The organism is Rothia sp. HMSC064F07 (assembly GCF_001837265.1).
In the GTDB taxonomy this organism is placed as follows: Bacteria; Actinomycetota; Actinomycetes; order Actinomycetales; family Micrococcaceae; genus Rothia; species Rothia mucilaginosa.
In genome coordinates this window covers 1,135,834-1,152,647 of sequence record NZ_KV831926.1, presented here as the reverse complement: position 1 = coordinate 1,152,647, position 16,814 = coordinate 1,135,834, and the positions used below count along the sequence as shown (strand labels likewise).

The window sequence follows — 16,814 nt, the reverse complement described above, 5'->3', positions numbered from 1 at the left end:
ACTCGGCCCCGCTGCGCACGGGGGTGCTGCGCGGGTAGAGTCTCAAGTATCCATCATAGCGTTTTCTTCTCAGATGCCTCCTAGAGTTGGATAGGGGTAGTCGGTCACGGTTAGTCGGTTAAGACCGGGCGGGCTGATTGGGGCGCTGATGGGAGGGTGCGGTGCGCGGTACCACCCGCAAATACTGCCGGTGCGTGACCGCGCGGTAGCGGCGCGCATCCACCCACCAGAGGGCTACGCTCAACGCCAGCACGCAGAGGGTACTACACACCACCACCAGGACGCTCGAACCGGGCTCCCACGGGTTACCCGGCGCGTGCGCGGCAGTGTGTGCCGCCCACTCGATGCCCTGCGCGGCAAGACCACCGGCATGAAGGCACACATCCGCCGCAGTGGGCAGACCCAGGAGCATGAATCCGAGCGCCGCCAGCCCGGCGAGCATACTCAACGGCGCCAAAGGAGCCGCAACCAGATTCGCCGGAACCGAGTAGAGCGGCACCTTACCGCTCATCGCCAAAATCAGCGGAGTGCACCACAGGGACGCTACAATCGGCGCGGCGAGCATTTCCGCGCAGAACACCGGCATGACGCGCATGAGCAGACGAATCAGCGGCGGGCCCAGCAGAATCAGCGCGGAGGTTGCCGTCACCGACAGGGCGAACCCCATATCCACGGCGAGGTGCGGGGCGGCAAGCAGACACATCAGCACCGTTGTTTGCAGCGCCGCCAAGGACTGGCGACCCGAACCGCGTAGCATCGCGTAGGCACCGAGCAGACCCATGGCGAGGGAACGAATCACGGAACCCTCAGAGTCCAGCAGCATGGCGTAGGCGAGTACCGCCGCAACCCCGCACAGCACCATGACGCGGTGCGGAATGGCGAAGGTGCTCAACCGGTGCACGAGCGGCGGCAGGGCGTGGGCATTTGGCGGGGTAGGTTGTTGAGAATGGGCGGGGCGGCGGGAACGAGCCGCCCCTCTCCCCCGCAACCGCTGCATCCAGGAACGGAACAGCAGGTATGCGCTGGCAAGGCGGTACGGGCGAACCGCCAACACCAGCCGGTAGGCACCCAAAAACACAATGGCAATATTCGCCCCGGATACCGCCGTAATATGGCTGAGCCCGCTGAGCTTATACTCTTCCCGCGCGGTGGAACTCATCAGTGAATCATCCCCGTAGGCGGTACCCAAAACTAGCGCCGCGGACTCCGTGCCGAGGGTGTCCAGGGCGCGGGTACGCAGCTGCTCCTTGAGCGTGGACAGGTACGGCTCCGCCGCCGTCTGGGTGGTAGCGTTCGATCCAGCACCGGAGGCGGGCGCAGGAAAAATAGTTGCGCTGCTCAGCTTTGCCGTGGAACCGTTGAATTCCACCGTGCCGAGGGCGGTCACCTTCATGCCCGGATAAATCGCCTGCGAGCGCGCGGTACCGCTCCCCTGCTGTTGAGCGGCCGAGCTCGCCGCCGAACGTGCCTCCAGACGCTGCACAGTACTCTTTGCCGAACCGTCACGCCGATACACGCGCACCCGCTCATTCACCAGCGCACGCACGCTCCGCCCCTGAATTTCCTCCAGCTTAATAACCACCAGAGTAGTGCGCGGATCCACGCGGCGAACCTGCTCCACCGTGCCATTCAGACGAAGCGAAGCACCCTGCGCCTGCTGTAGGGTGGCGCGGGATGCATCCACCCCCGTAGCGCACAAAAGCACCGCCTGAACCGTCACGATACACGCCAGAAAAACCAGCTGACCGGTCGTGCGAAAGAGCAGGCTGTAGGGCATCACCGCACGCGGCGGAAAGAAGAGCAGAATCGCCAGGCACCCCAGCAGAGCAATGAGCACGCACGCCAGCGGATGCACCACCCGCCACGTGCCCACGGTCAGCGCCGCCGCGGTAAAAGCCCACAGCGCCAGCACCGTGAAACTCAGGCGAAAGTCCAGGTGAATGAGGCTTCCCTGGGCGCGCAGTTCCTGCTCATCACGGTGGGTACGCCACCGTTCAGCGCCGATGCTCCAGCGGTAGCGGGCACGGTCATACGCCGTAGCCGCGGAACGGGTGAGGCGCCGGGTGAGGCGCAAGGAACCGGGAAAGAGTTCCCGCTCCCCTGCGTGCTGGCGGTTCTGCAAACGGCTCGGCCTGCGGTTCTGCCGGGGCATTAGACCGTCACCAGCGGGCGCAAATTCTCCAGCATCGACGGACCAATGCCGGGCACCGCATCCAACTCATCCACGCTATGGAAACCGCCGTGCGCCTCACGCCAGGCAATAATGCGCTGAGCCATTGCCGGACCAATACGCGGCAGGGTCTGTAGCTCCTCAGCGGTGGCGGTGTTAATGTTCACCGGGGTTGAGCCCTTCTGCGCGCTGCCTGCAGGAGTTAGCGTGCGTGCAGGATGAGGCTGAGTGCCACCCTGCGAAGCGCCGTTCTGCGATGCACCATTCGCCGCGTTACCCTGACCCGCATTCGCCGTGCCACCGTTGGGCTGAATCTGCGCCGGAGCAGCCGTCTCACCACGATGCGGCACATAAATCTGCACCCCGTCACTGAGCGCACCGGCAAGGTTCACGCGGTCCAGGTCAGCATCCGCTGCGGCACCGGAGGCGGCGGCAATCGCATCCACGGCACGACCCTGCGCGGGCAGCGTGTACACGCCGGGGTTGTTCACGGCACCCGCCACGTGTACCCGCACGGTAGCCTCACCGGAGGCGCCACCACCCTGCGCGGATTCACTCGGATGAGCGCCCGGCTGGACAGCAGACTGGGCTCCGGACTGAGCACCGGGGCTCTGCTGGGCGCCCACCGCCTGCACCGACTCTGCGGAAGCACTCGGGGAGGCGACCTGCTCGGCACGCGGCGCCGCCGAAAACTGGGTCACACCCCACACCACGGCAACCAACGCCAACACCGCCACCAGAAGCAGTACGCGCGGCGACAAGCCCCAACGGGCACTGCGGGTGGTACCGGGCTGATCAGCCTGCTCCCACTCCGCCCAGTCGTCCACCTCGTTCCAATCGGGCTGCTGATCCCAGTCAGCCCAACCATTCGACTCCGGCTGGGATGCCGTGGGCTTGCTGGTAGGTACGGGCTGGCTCGCCCTGGGCTGTGCGGTGCCGGACTGAGAAGAATTAGGCAGCGAAGATTCAGGCTGCGGTGCCTCAGCTTCTTCGGCAGGCGCCTCCGCGGGCGTTACCTCAGCGGCAATAGCCAGCGGCACGGTGTCCTCGGCATCCGGCGTACCGTTCTTGCGGGCGCGGGGGCTGCGGTAGAGGCTGTTCATCAGGGAGCGGGCGCTACGCTGCGCGCCGCCCTGCTGGGGTGCGTTGTCTTGCAAAGCACCGTTGTTCGGTGCAGCACTCGGGTTCTGCAGGTTGTTCTGCTCGTGGTTGGGGGTCATGCTCGTCATACCCCTACCCTAGGCTCACGCGCGCGAACGCACGAGCACACGCAAAGAACCTGTGGATAACTCCCCTCGCATAGTGCGAAAGGGGCCATCCACAGGCTCATTTTTGAAAAATATGCGGTTTTTGTTCAAAAACGGAGGGGTTTGGTCTGTCATAAAACCGTCACAAACACCCCAGCCACACGAGCTACCCGCACCGTTTAAGAGCAGAATCTAGCCTTCGCTTAGTCCTCACGCGGCAGCTCAGTACCCGGAACGCCCAGCTCCGAAGCACGCTTATCAGCCATCACCAGCAGGCGACGAATACGGCCCGCAATCGCGTCCTTCGTCATCGGCGGATCAGCCAGACGACCCAGCTCATCCAACGACGCATGCTTATGCAACACACGCAGCTCACCGGCATAGCGCAGATGATCCGGCGCCTCATGACCCAGAATCTGCAGGGCACGCTCCACGCGGGCGCTCGCCGCAACAGCAGCCTGAGCGCTACGGCGCAGGTTCGCATCATCAAAATTCGCCAGACGGTTCGCGGTCGCACGAACCTCCTTGCGGGTGCGTGCCTCACGCCACGTGGTCAGGGTGCCGGTCGCGCCCATACGCTCCAGCAGCTGCGAAATCGTCTCGCCGTCACGCACCACCACACGGTCGGTGCCGCGCACCTCGCGTGCCTTCGCAATAATGTCCAGGCGACGAGCCGCACCCACCAGCGCGAGCGCCGCCTCCGGACCGGGGCAGGTAATTTCCAGGGAGGAGGAGCGACCCGGCTCAGTCAGCGAACCGTGCGCCAAGAACGCACCGCGCATGACCGCCTCAGCGTCCTGCAGGGAGCCGTTCACCACGGCCGGCGGCAGGCCACGCACCGGGCGGCCACGCAGATCCAGCAGACCGGTCTGGCGAGCCAGCGCCTCACCGCCATGATCCACACGCACGATGTACCTGCCACCTCGACGCAGACCACCACCGCTGACGCTGGTCAGCTCAGAATCGTGGCCGTAAATCTCCGCGATGGTGCGGCGCATGCGGTGGGCGGTTGCCTCGTGGTCGACCTCAGACTCCACCACGATTCGCCCCGAGACAATGTGCAGGCCTCCGGTAAAACGCAGAATCGTAGAGATTTCTGCCTTACGAGCAGAGACTTTCGTTGCCTCGTAGTTGGCGAGTTCGTCCTTGACGAGCGTGGTTAATGCCATGAACAGGTCCTTCTAGGCGTAGTGTTTAAGTCTAAAAATCAGAAAAGGGGCGCACATAACAGCCAGCTCAAGCAACACACTTGAGCAGCAAACCCAAGCCAGTAAACCTAGGAGCTCAGCTCAAACGCTTCGTTGTACGCAGCCGCAAGCTTCAGTGGGTCGTGCACATTCGGCTGGGAGCTCGAACGCAGATGCGCCCACACAACCTTCGCACCCATCGCAGAAGCTTCACGCTCCAGCTCGGAACGGTGATCAGCCTGCATGTCAGCGTCAGCAATCACCGCGTCAAGGTGAAGCTTCGGGGCGTACTGGCGCAACAAATCCAGGTGCGTTGCCGGGGTGAAGCCGACCGTCTCCTTATCGTCGGAGAGGTTCATGACCACGCAGCGGCGCGCCTCCGTGCGGATAATCGCCTCACGCTGAGCATCCAACAGCAGATGCGGCAGAACCGACGTACGCCACGAACCCGGGCCCAAAACAATCCAATCGGATTCCTCAATAGCGGAGAGCGCCTCCGGGCAAGGACGCGCATTTGCGGGAGATAGACCAATATCGTGAACCCGCTCCTCCTTCGAGAGGTTCACCTGACCGACCACCTTCACACGCTCAATACCACCACCGTTATGCTCACGCAGCACGGTGCCGTAAATGACCATCGGATCCAGCGCCATCGGCAGCACGCGGCCGCGCGCATTCAGCAGGGCACCCGCCCAGTCCAGGCCGGCAACCGGGTCATCCAGCAACTGCCAGAGAGTCGCAATCAGCAGGTTACCGAGAGCATGGTAATCCAGCGGGAACTCGCCCTCGTAACCCTCGGGCGCGCTAAAACGATGCTGCATCACATCACGCCACGTGCGACCCCAATCGGTGTCATCACACAGCGCAGAAAGCGCCATACGCAAATCTCCCGGAGGGAGAATACCCATCTCCTCACGCAAACGACCCGACGAACCGCCATCGTCAGCAACCGTCACAACAGCCGTCAAATCAGGCGTGACGTGGCGCAACGCAGACAGGGAACCGTACAGCCCGTGGCCGCCGCCCATCGCCGTGACCTTCGGCGAACGGTGCGTGGTCTTCAACAGGCGCAGAGCCTGAGTCGGCAAAGCCGGCAGGCGCGGAATACCCTGAGTGTCATAACTGGTCGAATGGGTGGACATAGTAATACCTCACATACCCGGAAGGAATGGTATGCCGGCCCCACGGTGTGCGGGGCCGGACGGCGGCTAATGAAACACGACGCGGTGGTTGGGACGCGCCGGGCGGAACTTACTCGCGACCCTTGTCGCGGTGCTGAACATTCACGTTCAGCTCACCGAAAGCAGAGAGACGACGAGCCAGTTCCTCCGTCACAGCCACGGAACGATGCTTACCACCGGTGCAGCCAATTGCGATGGTGGCATAGTACTTACCCTCACGGCGGTAGCCCTCAAGCACGGGGCGAAGAGCCGCAAGGTAGTTGCTGATGAATTCCTCGGTGCCTGCGTGCTCCAGCACGTAGTCGCGCACCGGGGCGTCCTGACCGGTCAGGGGGCGCAGCTCCGGAACCCAGTGCGGGTTCGGGATGAAACGCATATCAGCCATGTAGTTAGCGTCCGAAGGCGCACCGTACTTGAAGCCGAAGCTCATCACGGTCAGGTTCAGCTTCTTATCCGCACCCTCAGCGAACATTTCACGCACGGTACGAGCCAGCTCGTGAACGTTCATGCCGGTGGTGTCAATGGTGCGGTCAGAAGCGAGGCGCAGACCTTCAAAGAGAGTGCGTTCAGCGCGGATACCGTCGAGGACGCGGCCCTCACCCTGCAGCGGGTGCGGGCGGCGCTGAGCCTCGTAGCGGGCAATAATGGTCTCGTCCTTGGCGTCAAGGAAGAGCATGGAGAAGTCAATATCGGACTTGCGCAGAGTCTCAATCGCAGCGGGAAGATCGGAGAACAGTGCGCGGGCGCGAACGTCAATGCCGAGCGCCACCTTCGGAACTCGCGCACCGTCACGGGTCACCAGCTCTGCCAGGGAACCGAGCATCTGCGGCGGGATGTTATCGATAACGTACCAGCCCTCATCCTCCAGTACATTTGCGACAGTGCTGCGGCCTGCACCGGAAATACCGGTAATCACCAGAATCTGAGGGCGCTCCTCACTCTGGGCGGACTGTACCGTGGCGGGCTTGCTCTGATTCTCGGGCATGGTGCTTCTTCCCCTTCAACGCGAAATACTCTCTATGCCATGATACAAGACCTTTATCTGACGGTTCAGGGGTACGGTCAGAAATTTCACCACTATGACAGAAATATGAGACGCTGCCCCCGGCGGAACCCCGGAAGGAACCCCAGAAGAAAGAAACCCGCATCACAAGTGCTTGCGCATAATGCTCCCCGAGGGGTCTACAGAAGGAGGCGGGCGGCAGAGCTACGGAGGGTACAGCAAAGCCCGCACGACACCTCCCACAGGAAGTACCGCACGGGCTTTGAAGATACGTAAGCAAGCGCGCACCAGCTGAGTAGCTACGCGGACGCATGAGGATTCTTAGGCAGAAAGCTCAGGCAGGAAAGCCGCCACATGCTCCAACAGACGCACCGACAGCTCCTTCTTCGAACCGGAGAACACCGGCGCCTCATCAACCAGGGTCGACAGCAGCGTAATCGTGTTATCGTCCGTGCCGAAACCACGATTCACACCCACCGTATTGACCGCCAAGAAGTCCGTGCCCTTACGCTGCAACTTCTCACGACCCAGCTCCAACGGAGTCTTCTCCGCCGAACCGGTCTCCGCCGCAAAACCAACAATGAGCTTCGGACCGAGGGTGCTCTCCCCTGCCTCACGAGCCTGCTGGCGGCGCACCACGACCTCACGCAGAATATCCGGGTTGCGCACCAGCTGAATCACCGGCGCATCCTCAGAATCGGCGCTCTTCTTAATCTTGAACTCGGCAAACTCGGCGGGCCTAAAATCAGCCACCGCCGCAGACATGATCAGCACATCCGCCGCCGTGCTCGCCTCAAGGGTCGCCTCACGCAGCTCCAGGGCGCTCACCACGCGGGTCACCTGCACACCCTCCGGCGCGGGAACCTCAAGGTTCGCACCGATCAGGTGCACGGTCGCGCCCAGGTCGCGTGCCGCCTCCGCGAGCGCCACGCCCTGCTTGCCGGTCGAACGGTTGCCGAGGAAACGTACCGGGTCCAGTGCCTCACGGGTGCCGCCAGCGGTAATGACCACGAGGCGGCCGGCCAGAGGACCACGCAGCGATTCGGATGCGCCAGTTGCCTGGCTGGGTTCACCCTGGCCTGCATCAACCTGCCCCAGCAGCGCCGAAGTCAGCGTCGCCGCACGCGCCGCCGCCATACGCTCCTGCTCCGTACCCGTGTACAGGGGCTCAGTCGGCGCGTAACCGGGCGTGTACACCGGGTGCACCTGACCCTTCGGGAAGCGGGCAATCACATCCAGCGCGACCGCGAAAATGTCCTCCGGCTCAGGCATGCGGCCCGGACCAGAATCCGGGCCCGTCAAACGCCCAATCGCAGGCTCAATCACGTGATAACCCCACGAACGCAGAGTCTGCACATTCGCCTGAGTCGCCGGATGCTCCCACATCTGGGTGTGCATCGCAGGCGCCAAAATCACCGGGGCGTGCGTCGTCAACACCGTAGAGGACAACAGATCATCCGTACGACCAGCCGCCAAACGAGCCAGCAAATCAGCAGTCGCCGGGGCAATCACCACAGCGTCAGCCTGTTCAGCCTGGCGCACGTGGTTCACCTCAGGCACACGGTCAAACACGTCCGTTGAGACGGGGTTGCCGCTCAGCGCCTCCAGAGTGGGAACACCCACGAACTTCGTCGCGTTCGGGGTGGGCATGGCGATTACCTCGTCGCCATCCTTCGCAAAAAGACGAAGGAGCATCGCCGCCTTATACGCAGCAATGCCCCCTCCAATACCAACGATAATGCGCATGGTACGTCAAAGAATCCTTGTAGAAGCAGATTACTCAGCGGACTCGTCGAGGATAACCTCTTCGATAGCAATAACCTCTTCGCTACCTGCGGGGATGTACTCCTCCTCGATAGCGCCAGAGAACTCAGCCGCGCTGAAATCAATCACAGCGGACAGATCCTCGGGAACCGGGTAGCCGTCCTCATCGAACTTAGCGTCCGGGCGGTGCTCCGCCACAACACGGTCAGCAATGATTTCACGCATTGCTACCGACAGGGACTTCTCGTTCGACTCAGCGTCAACCAGCGGGCCAACGTGCGCAGCAGTATTGTCCTGCAGGTTAGCGTAGTACGCGTTAATCTGGCGTGCACGGCGGGCACCGAAAATCACCAGGCCGTACTTGGACTCCGCCTTCTCAATCAGCGCGTCAGCGCTGGGGCTCACGATGCCCTCGGGAGCGACACCGTCAACGAAGTTGTAGTCCTCGTGTTCCTTGATTTCGTTTGCCACTAAAAACTCCAAATAGCTTGATGGAATGTACGTACCGAACGCCCCCGCACACCGTTCGCGCTATGGCGCAAACCGGGCACACTGAGGGCACGGTCAAAACTAAAGAACTATTCTACCCTCTCAACGGCTAAAACGCACGTACCAGCCTATATAAAAAGGTGGGGGCCCGAAGAAAACTCTTCGAAACCCCCACCTTTCACAACGCCTCACGGCAGAACTACAGGTCGGAAGAAACTCTAGCCCCACCGCAAACGCAAAGCATGCAGATTAGGCGGCGCCAATCAGCTCAGCAATCTCCTTCGCTGCACGCTCAACAGAGTCGTTGACGACCGTGACGTCAAATTCCTTCTCAGCAGCCAACTCAACCTTCGCGGTTTCAAGGCGACGAGCTTGCTCCTGCTCACTCTCGGTACCTCGACCCACCAGACGCGACACCAGCTCATCCCAGCTCGGAGGAGCCAAGAAAATCAGGCGAGCATCAGGCATGGTCTCGCGAATCTGGCGAGCACCCTGCAGGTCAATCTCAAGAATCACCGGGCGGCCAGCGTCCAGAGCCTCCTGAACCTTAGCGCGCGGAGTACCGTACTTGTTCTTACCGTGCACCACAGCGTACTCAAGCATCTGACCGTCAGCAATCATCTGGTCAAACTCTTCCATCGAAACGAAATAGTAGTGAGTACCGTCAACCTCACCGGGGCGAGGATCACGAGTGGTAGCGGAAACAGAGAACCACACGTTCGGGTAGTTCTCACGAATGTACTGGCACACCGTACCCTTGCCAACAGCAGTGGGGCCAGCCAGTACGGTGAGAGTCGGCTGAGACATAGCTTCCTTACTGTGCCTTCATCGGCTGAAGGCACGATGTGTTAGGACTGAGAAGACTCGGAAGACTGACCAGCAGTCTTACGACGTGCACGGTTCAAATACCGCGAATTACGGTTGAAGTACTCCACCATCTTGCGACGCTGGTGTACACCAAGGCCGCCAAGGCGGCGAGTCGGTGCAATATGAAGTTCTTCAATGATGCGTTCAGCGCGAACGGCACCAATGCCCGGAAGTGCGCGCAGCATCTGCCCCACCGGCATTTTAGCCAGTGCAGGGTCGGAATCGACCATATCGAGCACCTGACGCACGGAAAGTTCACGTTCACTCAGTGCACGCTTAATTTCCTGGCGGTGTGCTCGGGCAAGTACTGCCTTCTCGCGGGCGGAGGCGCGCGCATCCTCAGTTAGCGGAGTCAGCGGCATGGTTGGGTCCCCCATTTCTGCGAGTTATAGAATTTTACTTATCAACTAATGTAACACGGATAGCACGAGAACCCTCGTTCCACCCGCGGCACTCCCCCTCGCACCAACAATGCGTCTACGCACGTCAGCACGTAAATATCAGGGAGTACCCCTATAGCATAGCGGAGTATTCGCCCTATCAAAAGCGGAACCGCGGGCGTGAGTCTTGACGGAAACACACTCCCCCACTACAGAGGTGAGAAAACTCGCATCGGCGCGAGCGGGCGGGGGAAAAAATTATGCATGCGGGTGTACCCAAAAAATGCGATAAAACACGCAAAAGGGGCGCGCACCCCGAGCAGACCCTCAACAGAATCCACCCGGAGCACACGCCCCTCACGCAACACGCGAACTACGCGCAGCGAGCCGCCAACAGGTCATCACGAGCCGCCTGCGCAGCCTTCGCCAGGCCCTCAACCGAGGGACCAGCAGCCAGCACGCCACGGCTGGAATTCACCAGCACCTGCGACTCAACGCCAGCGAATACGCGGTACAGGTCAGCCGCCGAAGCGCCCTGCGCACCATAACCCGGCGACAGAATCGGGCCGTTGAACACGCTCAGGTCAATACCCAAATCAACCAGGGCCTGACCAACGGTCGCGCCAACCACCAGGCCGCACGGGCCCATCTGCTCCCACTGGCGGGAAGCATTCTCAGCGGTAGCCGCAGCGATAATACGCTTAGCCACAGCGCCCTCAGACTCACCGGAATGACCAGACTCCGACGCGCCCACGTGCTGAACGCTCTTACCCTCAGGGTTCGAGGTCAACGCCAACACGAACGTGCCGCGGTCATTCTGGGCGGCCAAATCCAGCGCCGGACGCAGCGACTCAAAACCCAGGTACGGGCTCAAAGTCACCGAATCGGTACCCAGCGGCGACGAGGAGCCGAGCCACGCATCCGCGTACGCCTTCATGGTCGAACCGATATCGCCGCGCTTAGCGTCAGCAACAATCAGCACACCATCAGCGGCAGCGCGGGCGAACAGCGCCTCCAGCACAGCAAGACCAGCCGAACCGTGACGCTCAAACAACGCCACCTGAGGCTTCAACGCCGCCGCAAACGGGGCGCAACCCTCATAGACCGCCTCAGTAAAAGCAGCCAGACCAGCAGCAGAATCCTCAAGACCCCACTGCTCCAGCAGATTCGGATGCGGGTCAATACCCACACACAGCGGGCCGCGCTCCGCCATCGCCTTCGCCAGACGATCACCAAAAGCAGCGGACATTACGCCTCGCCACCCTCAGAACGAGCATCCACAGCGGCAGCCAGCTGAACGCCGTGCTCCTGCAGGCTCATGATGTCCCAGCTGTGCTCACGCAGAGCATTAATCGCCTGAACAGCCGCAGCGAACTCAGAAATGGTAGTCATGACCGGGCAGCCCACCGAAACCGCAGCGGCACGAATCTCGTAACCATCGCTACGAGCAGCACCACCGGCAGGGGTGTTCAGAATCAGGTCAATATCACCGTTGCGGACCATGTCCACAATCGAGTGGTCGCCATTCGCCTCAGCGAACTTCGAAGCCACAATCACCGAGTTCAGGCCGTTACGGCGCAGAATCTCAGCGGTACCACCGGTCGAAACGATCTCAAAGCCCAGCGACTCCAGCATCTTCGCGTAAATAATGACGTTACGCTTATCGTGGTTAGCCACCGAAATGAACACCTTACCGGAGGTGGGCAGCGGCGAACCAGCACCAGCCTGAGCCTTCGCGAACGCGGTGTCATAGTGCTTATCCAGACCCATGACCTCACCGGTCGAACGCATCTCCGGGCTCAGCAGCGAATCCACCACAACACCCTCAGGGGTGCGGAAACGAGCGAACGGCAGAACCGCAGCCTTCACAGCAATCGCGGTCTCCTCCGGCAGGGATGCGCCATCCATGTTCGACGGCAGGTAGCCCTCAGCCTTCAGCTCAGCAATGCTCTTACCCAGACCAATCAGCACAGCAGCCTTAGCCATCTGCACGCCGGTAGCCTTCGACACGAACGGAACAGTACGAGACGCACGCGGGTTCGCCTCAATCACGTACAGGTTCTCAGACACGTACGCGAACTGAATGTTAATCAGACCGCGCACACCGGTGCCGCGAGCAATCTTCTCGGTAGCGTCCTTCACCTTCGCAATGATGTCCGGGCCGAGAGTAATCGGAGGCAGAGTACAAGAAGAGTCACCCGAGTGAATACCGGCTTCCTCAATGTGCTCCATGACGCCACCCAAGTACAGCTCCTCGCCGTCGAACAGGGCGTCAACGTCAATCTCGATAGCGTCCTCAAGGAACTTATCAATCAGAGCAGGCTGCGAAGGCGAAACCTCGGTAGCGTTCTCCAGGTAGCGAGCCAGGTTCGCCTCATCGTAGACGATCTCCATGCCACGGCCGCCCAGCACGTACGAAGGACGAACCAGAACCGGGTAACCAATCTCATCAGCGATGCGCTTAGCACCCTCGAAAGTGAACGCGGTACCGTTCTTGGGCGAAATCAGGCCGCCCTCCTCCAGCACGCGGGAGAACTCGCCGCGGTCCTCGGCCAGGTCAATAGCCTCGGGGGTGGTGCCCAGAATCGGCACGCCCGCATCCTTCAAGGCACGAGCCAGCTTCAGCGGGGTCTGACCGCCCAGCTGCACGAACACGCCCATCAGACCGCCGGTACGACGCTCCGACTCAACAATCTCAAGCACATCCTCAAGGGTGAGCGGCTCAAAGTACAGGCGAGTCGAAATATCGTAGTCAGTTGAAACGGTCTCAGGGTTGCAGTTGACCATGACGGTCTCGTAACCGAGCGAACGCAGCACCAGCGAAGCGTGCACACAGGAGTAGTCGAACTCGATACCCTGACCGATACGGTTCGGGCCCGAACCCAGAATCATAATCGAGGGCTTCTCGTGGTGCGCAACCTCATCCTCCAGGTCGTAGGAGGAGTAGTGGTACGGAGTGAACGCCTCAAACTCGGCAGCACAGGTGTCAACAGTCTTGAAGACCGGGCGGATACCCAGAGCGTGGCGAACACCGCGCACAACATCCTCAGAAGAGCCGATAATCTCAGCAATCTGAGCGTCCGAGAAACCGTGACGCTTAGCCAGCTTCAGGGTCTCCGGGTCAAGGTTGTCACGCTTAGCGTGAACCACGCCGGCAACCTCATTCAGCAGCACCAGCTGATCCAGGAACCACGGGTCAATCTTGGTAGCCTCGTGCAGCTGCTCCACGGTAGCACCAGCCAGCAGAGCCTGCTGAACCTGGTAAATACGCTGAGTGGTCGGAACCTTAGTCTTCTCAATCAGCTCAGCCAGCTCAGCCTCAGACAGAGACAGCGGCTTGAACGAGAAGGACGCGCCCTTCTGCTCCAGCGAACGCATCGCCTTCTGCAGAGCCTCAGTGAAGTTACGGCCCAGAGCCATAGCCTCGCCAACACTCTTCATGGTGGTGGTCAGGGTCGGGTCAGCAGCCGGGAACTTCTCAAACGCGAAGCGCGGAACCTTCACGACCACGTAGTCGAGGGTCGGCTCGAAGGACGCCGGGGTCTTCTGGGTGATATCGTTCGGAATCTCATCCAGGGTGTAACCCAGGGACAGCTTGGTCGCAATCTTCGCAATCGGGAAGCCGGTAGCCTTCGACGCGAGCGCCGAGGAACGAGACACGCGCGGGTTCATCTCAATGACGATGATGCGGCCGGTCTTCGGGTCAATCGCGAACTGGATGTTACAACCACCGGTGTCCACGCCAACCTCACGAATCACGTTGATCGCGATGTCGCGCAGCTTCTGGAACTCACGGTCGGTCAGAGTCAGTGCGGGTGCCACGGTGATGGAGTCACCGGTGTGCACGCCCACGGGGTCAAAGTTTTCGATGGAGCAGACGACCACGACGTTGTCGTTGGTGTCACGCATCATCTCCAGCTCGTATTCCTTCCAGCCGAGGATGGACTCCTCCAGCAGGACCTCGCTGGTCGGCGAGTACTGAATACCGGCACCGGCAATACGGTAGAGGTCTTCCTCGTTGTATGCCATACCCGAGCCGAGACCACCCATGGTGAAGGAGGGGCGAACCACCATCGGGTAGCCCAGCTCCTTAGCGGCTTCCAGCGCCTCCGGCATGGAGTGAACAATCACCGAGCGTGCAGACTCGCCGCCGGCGCGCTCCACCACGCCCTTGAATGCTTCACGGTCCTCACCGAGGTTAATCGCCTCAATGTTCGCGCCGATCAGCTCAACATTGTACTTGGCGAGCACGCCGCGCTCATCCAGGGAGATAGCCGCGTTCAGCGCGGTCTGACCACCCAGGGTCGGCAGGATTGCGTCCGGCTTTTCCTTCTCAATGATCTTCTCAATCACCTCGGGGGTGATGGGTTCAATGTAGGTGGCGTCCGCGAACTCGGGGTCGGTCATGATGGTTGCCGGGTTCGAGTTCACGAGGATGACGCGCACGCCCTCCTCCTTCAGCACGCGCAGCGCCTGAGTGCCGGAGTAGTCAAATTCCGCTGCCTGACCGATGACGATGGGGCCGGAACCGATGACGAGGACGCTATTAAGGTCAGTACGACGAGGCATTTATGCTTCCTTTGCAGTCTTGGTTGCGACCATCAGGTCGATGAAACGGTCAAAGAGGTAGGCGGAATCGTGCGGGCCCGCAGCAGCCTCGGGGTGGTACTGCACGGAGAACGCGGGGATGTCCTTACAGGTCAGGCCCTCAACCACGTTGTCGTTCAGACCCACGTGGGAGACCATGACCTGACCGAACTCGGCGTTCGGTGCGGTCACGTAGTCGCCAATCGGCGCGTCCACAGCGAAGCCGTGGTTCTGCGCGGTGATTTCAACCTTGCCGGTGGTCTTGTCCATGACCGGCTGGTTGATGCCGCGGTGACCGAAGGGCAGCTTGTAGGTGCCGAAGCCCAGGGCGCGGCCGAGCAGCTGGTTACCGAAGCAGATGCCGAAGAACGGGGTGCCCTTACGCAGCACGCCCTGTAGCAGCTCAACCTGCTCGTCAGCGGTTGCCGGGTCACCGGGGCCGTTGGAGAAGAACACGCCGTCAGGGTTGTGGGAGTAGATGTCCTCGAGGGTTGCGCTTGCGGGCAGCACGTGCACGCGCACGCCACGCTCAGCGAAACGCTGCGGGGTCATCGACTTGATGCCCAGGTCCAGGGCGACGATGGTTGCGACCGGGGGTGCGAACCAGTTGAACTGGTGCGGCTCAACGGTGTACGCGGTGTCAACCGAAACGGAGTCAGCGAGCTTACGGCCAGCCATCGGCTCGGAGGCGCGCACCTCCTCCAGCAGTTCAGCTTCGGGGCGTTCTGCGTGCTCACCGGAGAACACGCCCGCACGCATCGAACCGCTTGAACGCAGGCGGCGGGTCAGGGCGCGAGTGTCAATGCCCTGAATACCGACGATGCCCTGCTCGATGAGCTCTTCGTCGAGGGTGCGCTCAGAACGCCAGTTGGATGCCACACGTGCTGCGTCGCGAACCACGTAGCCGGCAACCCAAATCTTGCGGGACTCAGCGTCGGTGGTGTTCACGCCGGTGTTACCGATATGGGGAGCGGTCTGAACCACAATCTGACCCGCGTAGGAGGGGTCGGTCAGGGTTTCCTGGTAGCCGGTCATACCGGTCGAGAAAACCGCCTCGCCCAGGGACGCGCCGGTTGCGCCGTAGCCGTAGCCGCGGTAGACGGTGCCGTCCTCCAGGACGAGCAGCGCGCGGTCCGTACGCAGGGCGCCGGATCGTGTCATGTCAGTCATGCTCTTCTTCCTTTTCTCTGGTGTTCTCCCCCGCTTCCTGTACGGCCTCTACCGTGCAGGTTCCGGGGTAGTCTATGGTGCCTTCGGCGGGTGTTCGCCTGACCTCAGGCAAAATCTATGGGTGTGGGTGCGCCGGGATATTGCACCGCGATATTGCGCCGGGTTTTAGGCTTCCGGTTCTGCCGCCCACTTCTCAGGCGCATCCACAGCGTTCGGGGCGATGCGGCGCAGCTCCCGCAGTGCCGCCTGCTTGTCCTCAGCGTAGCGGGTGCGGAAGCCGGTCTGCACGCGGTGACCGTCCAGGGTCCAACCAATCACGACCAGGCCGTTCTTCTCCACAACCTTACCCGCCATACCACGGTCGGTGGTGATGACTGCGAGCTTCTTCGCCGGGATCCACAGGTCCTTCGCGCCGTTACGGGTGAAGATGATGCTGTCCGGGTAAATCAGCAGGGTGGACTTGCTCTTGAAGCCGAGCGAATCGAAACCCACGCGGTCCAGCCAGTTACCGAAGATCGTGGTGCTGACGTACTCGCCCTCGAAAGCGGCGTCAGCGGTCATGCCCTCGTAGCGTTCGGGAACTTCCTTGAGGGAGCCGAACATGTTCGCCTGGCGTGCCAGGCGCGAGCGCCAGCCGTGCCACATGCCGTAGATGCACAGGGCGACCAGGGCGATGCAGATGACGGCGGTCAGGAACTTTCCCACGAAGGTTCTCTCTTTCGGTTGGGGTCTCGGCCGATTATCTCGGCCTGGGTTGGTGAGGTTGGGG

At 61.5% G+C, this 16,814-nt stretch carries 13 protein-coding genes; all 13 read right to left on the bottom strand.

Annotated features, from left to right (window positions below; genetic code table 11):
• Positions 1-118: 118 nt before the first annotated feature.
• Positions 119-2,074 carry a ComEC/Rec2 family competence protein gene (locus HMPREF2712_RS07035; RefSeq protein ID WP_246828691.1) on the bottom strand — a complete coding sequence of 652 codons (1,956 nt, stop codon included), beginning with the start codon at positions 2,072-2,074 and terminating at the stop codon, positions 119-121.
• Between the two features lie 77 nt (positions 2,075-2,151).
• The gene (locus HMPREF2712_RS07030; protein WP_070819600.1) at positions 2,152-3,399 is read right to left on the bottom strand and encodes a ComEA family DNA-binding protein; all 1,248 of its coding nucleotides are present in this window, start codon (positions 3,397-3,399) and stop codon (positions 2,152-2,154) included.
• A gap of 221 nt (positions 3,400-3,620) precedes the next feature.
• On the bottom strand, positions 3,621-4,586 hold the full coding sequence (whiA, locus tag HMPREF2712_RS07025) for a DNA-binding protein WhiA (RefSeq protein WP_005505961.1): 966 nt from the start codon (positions 4,584-4,586) through the stop codon (positions 3,621-3,623).
• Positions 4,587-4,693: 107 nt separating this feature from the next.
• A complete protein-coding gene (yvcK, locus tag HMPREF2712_RS07020) occupies positions 4,694-5,746 on the bottom strand; it encodes a gluconeogenesis factor YvcK family protein (protein ID WP_049345462.1) in 1,053 nt (350 codons plus the stop codon).
• Positions 5,747-5,855: 109 nt separating this feature from the next.
• Positions 5,856-6,770 carry an RNase adapter RapZ gene (rapZ, locus tag HMPREF2712_RS07015; RefSeq protein ID WP_005505957.1) on the bottom strand — a complete coding sequence of 305 codons (915 nt, stop codon included), beginning with the start codon at positions 6,768-6,770 and terminating at the stop codon, positions 5,856-5,858.
• Positions 6,771-7,109: 339 nt separating this feature from the next.
• Positions 7,110-8,534 carry a bifunctional phosphopantothenoylcysteine decarboxylase/phosphopantothenate synthase gene (locus HMPREF2712_RS07010; RefSeq protein ID WP_070819599.1) on the bottom strand — a complete coding sequence of 475 codons (1,425 nt, stop codon included), beginning with the start codon at positions 8,532-8,534 and terminating at the stop codon, positions 7,110-7,112.
• A gap of 30 nt (positions 8,535-8,564) precedes the next feature.
• Positions 8,565-9,023, bottom strand: a complete 459-nt coding sequence (gene rpoZ, locus HMPREF2712_RS07005) for a DNA-directed RNA polymerase subunit omega (RefSeq protein WP_005508713.1) — start codon at positions 9,021-9,023, stop codon at positions 8,565-8,567.
• Between the two features lie 267 nt (positions 9,024-9,290).
• Positions 9,291-9,848, bottom strand: coding sequence for a guanylate kinase (gene gmk / locus HMPREF2712_RS07000; RefSeq protein WP_005505951.1), 558 nt, complete (start codon positions 9,846-9,848; stop codon positions 9,291-9,293).
• A 41-nt stretch (positions 9,849-9,889) separates the two neighbouring features.
• Complete coding sequence (gene mihF, locus HMPREF2712_RS06995) at positions 9,890-10,270, bottom strand: integration host factor, actinobacterial type (protein WP_005508715.1); 381 nt, start codon at positions 10,268-10,270, stop codon at positions 9,890-9,892.
• Between the two features lie 391 nt (positions 10,271-10,661).
• Positions 10,662-11,537: an orotidine-5'-phosphate decarboxylase gene (gene pyrF, locus HMPREF2712_RS06990; RefSeq protein ID WP_070819598.1), complete on the bottom strand. Its 876-nt coding sequence runs from the start codon at positions 11,535-11,537 to the stop codon at positions 10,662-10,664.
• Positions 11,537-14,857, bottom strand: coding sequence for a carbamoyl-phosphate synthase large subunit (gene carB, locus HMPREF2712_RS06985; protein WP_012903495.1), 3,321 nt, complete (start codon positions 14,855-14,857; stop codon positions 11,537-11,539). The genes pyrF and carB overlap by 1 nt, the downstream gene beginning before the upstream one ends.
• Positions 14,858-16,045 carry a glutamine-hydrolyzing carbamoyl-phosphate synthase small subunit gene (gene carA / locus HMPREF2712_RS06980; protein WP_049327218.1) on the bottom strand — a complete coding sequence of 396 codons (1,188 nt, stop codon included), beginning with the start codon at positions 16,043-16,045 and terminating at the stop codon, positions 14,858-14,860.
• A gap of 165 nt (positions 16,046-16,210) precedes the next feature.
• Positions 16,211-16,750 carry a PH-like domain-containing protein gene (locus HMPREF2712_RS06975; RefSeq protein WP_070819597.1) on the bottom strand — a complete coding sequence of 180 codons (540 nt, stop codon included), beginning with the start codon at positions 16,748-16,750 and terminating at the stop codon, positions 16,211-16,213.
• Positions 16,751-16,814 lie beyond the last annotated feature (64 nt).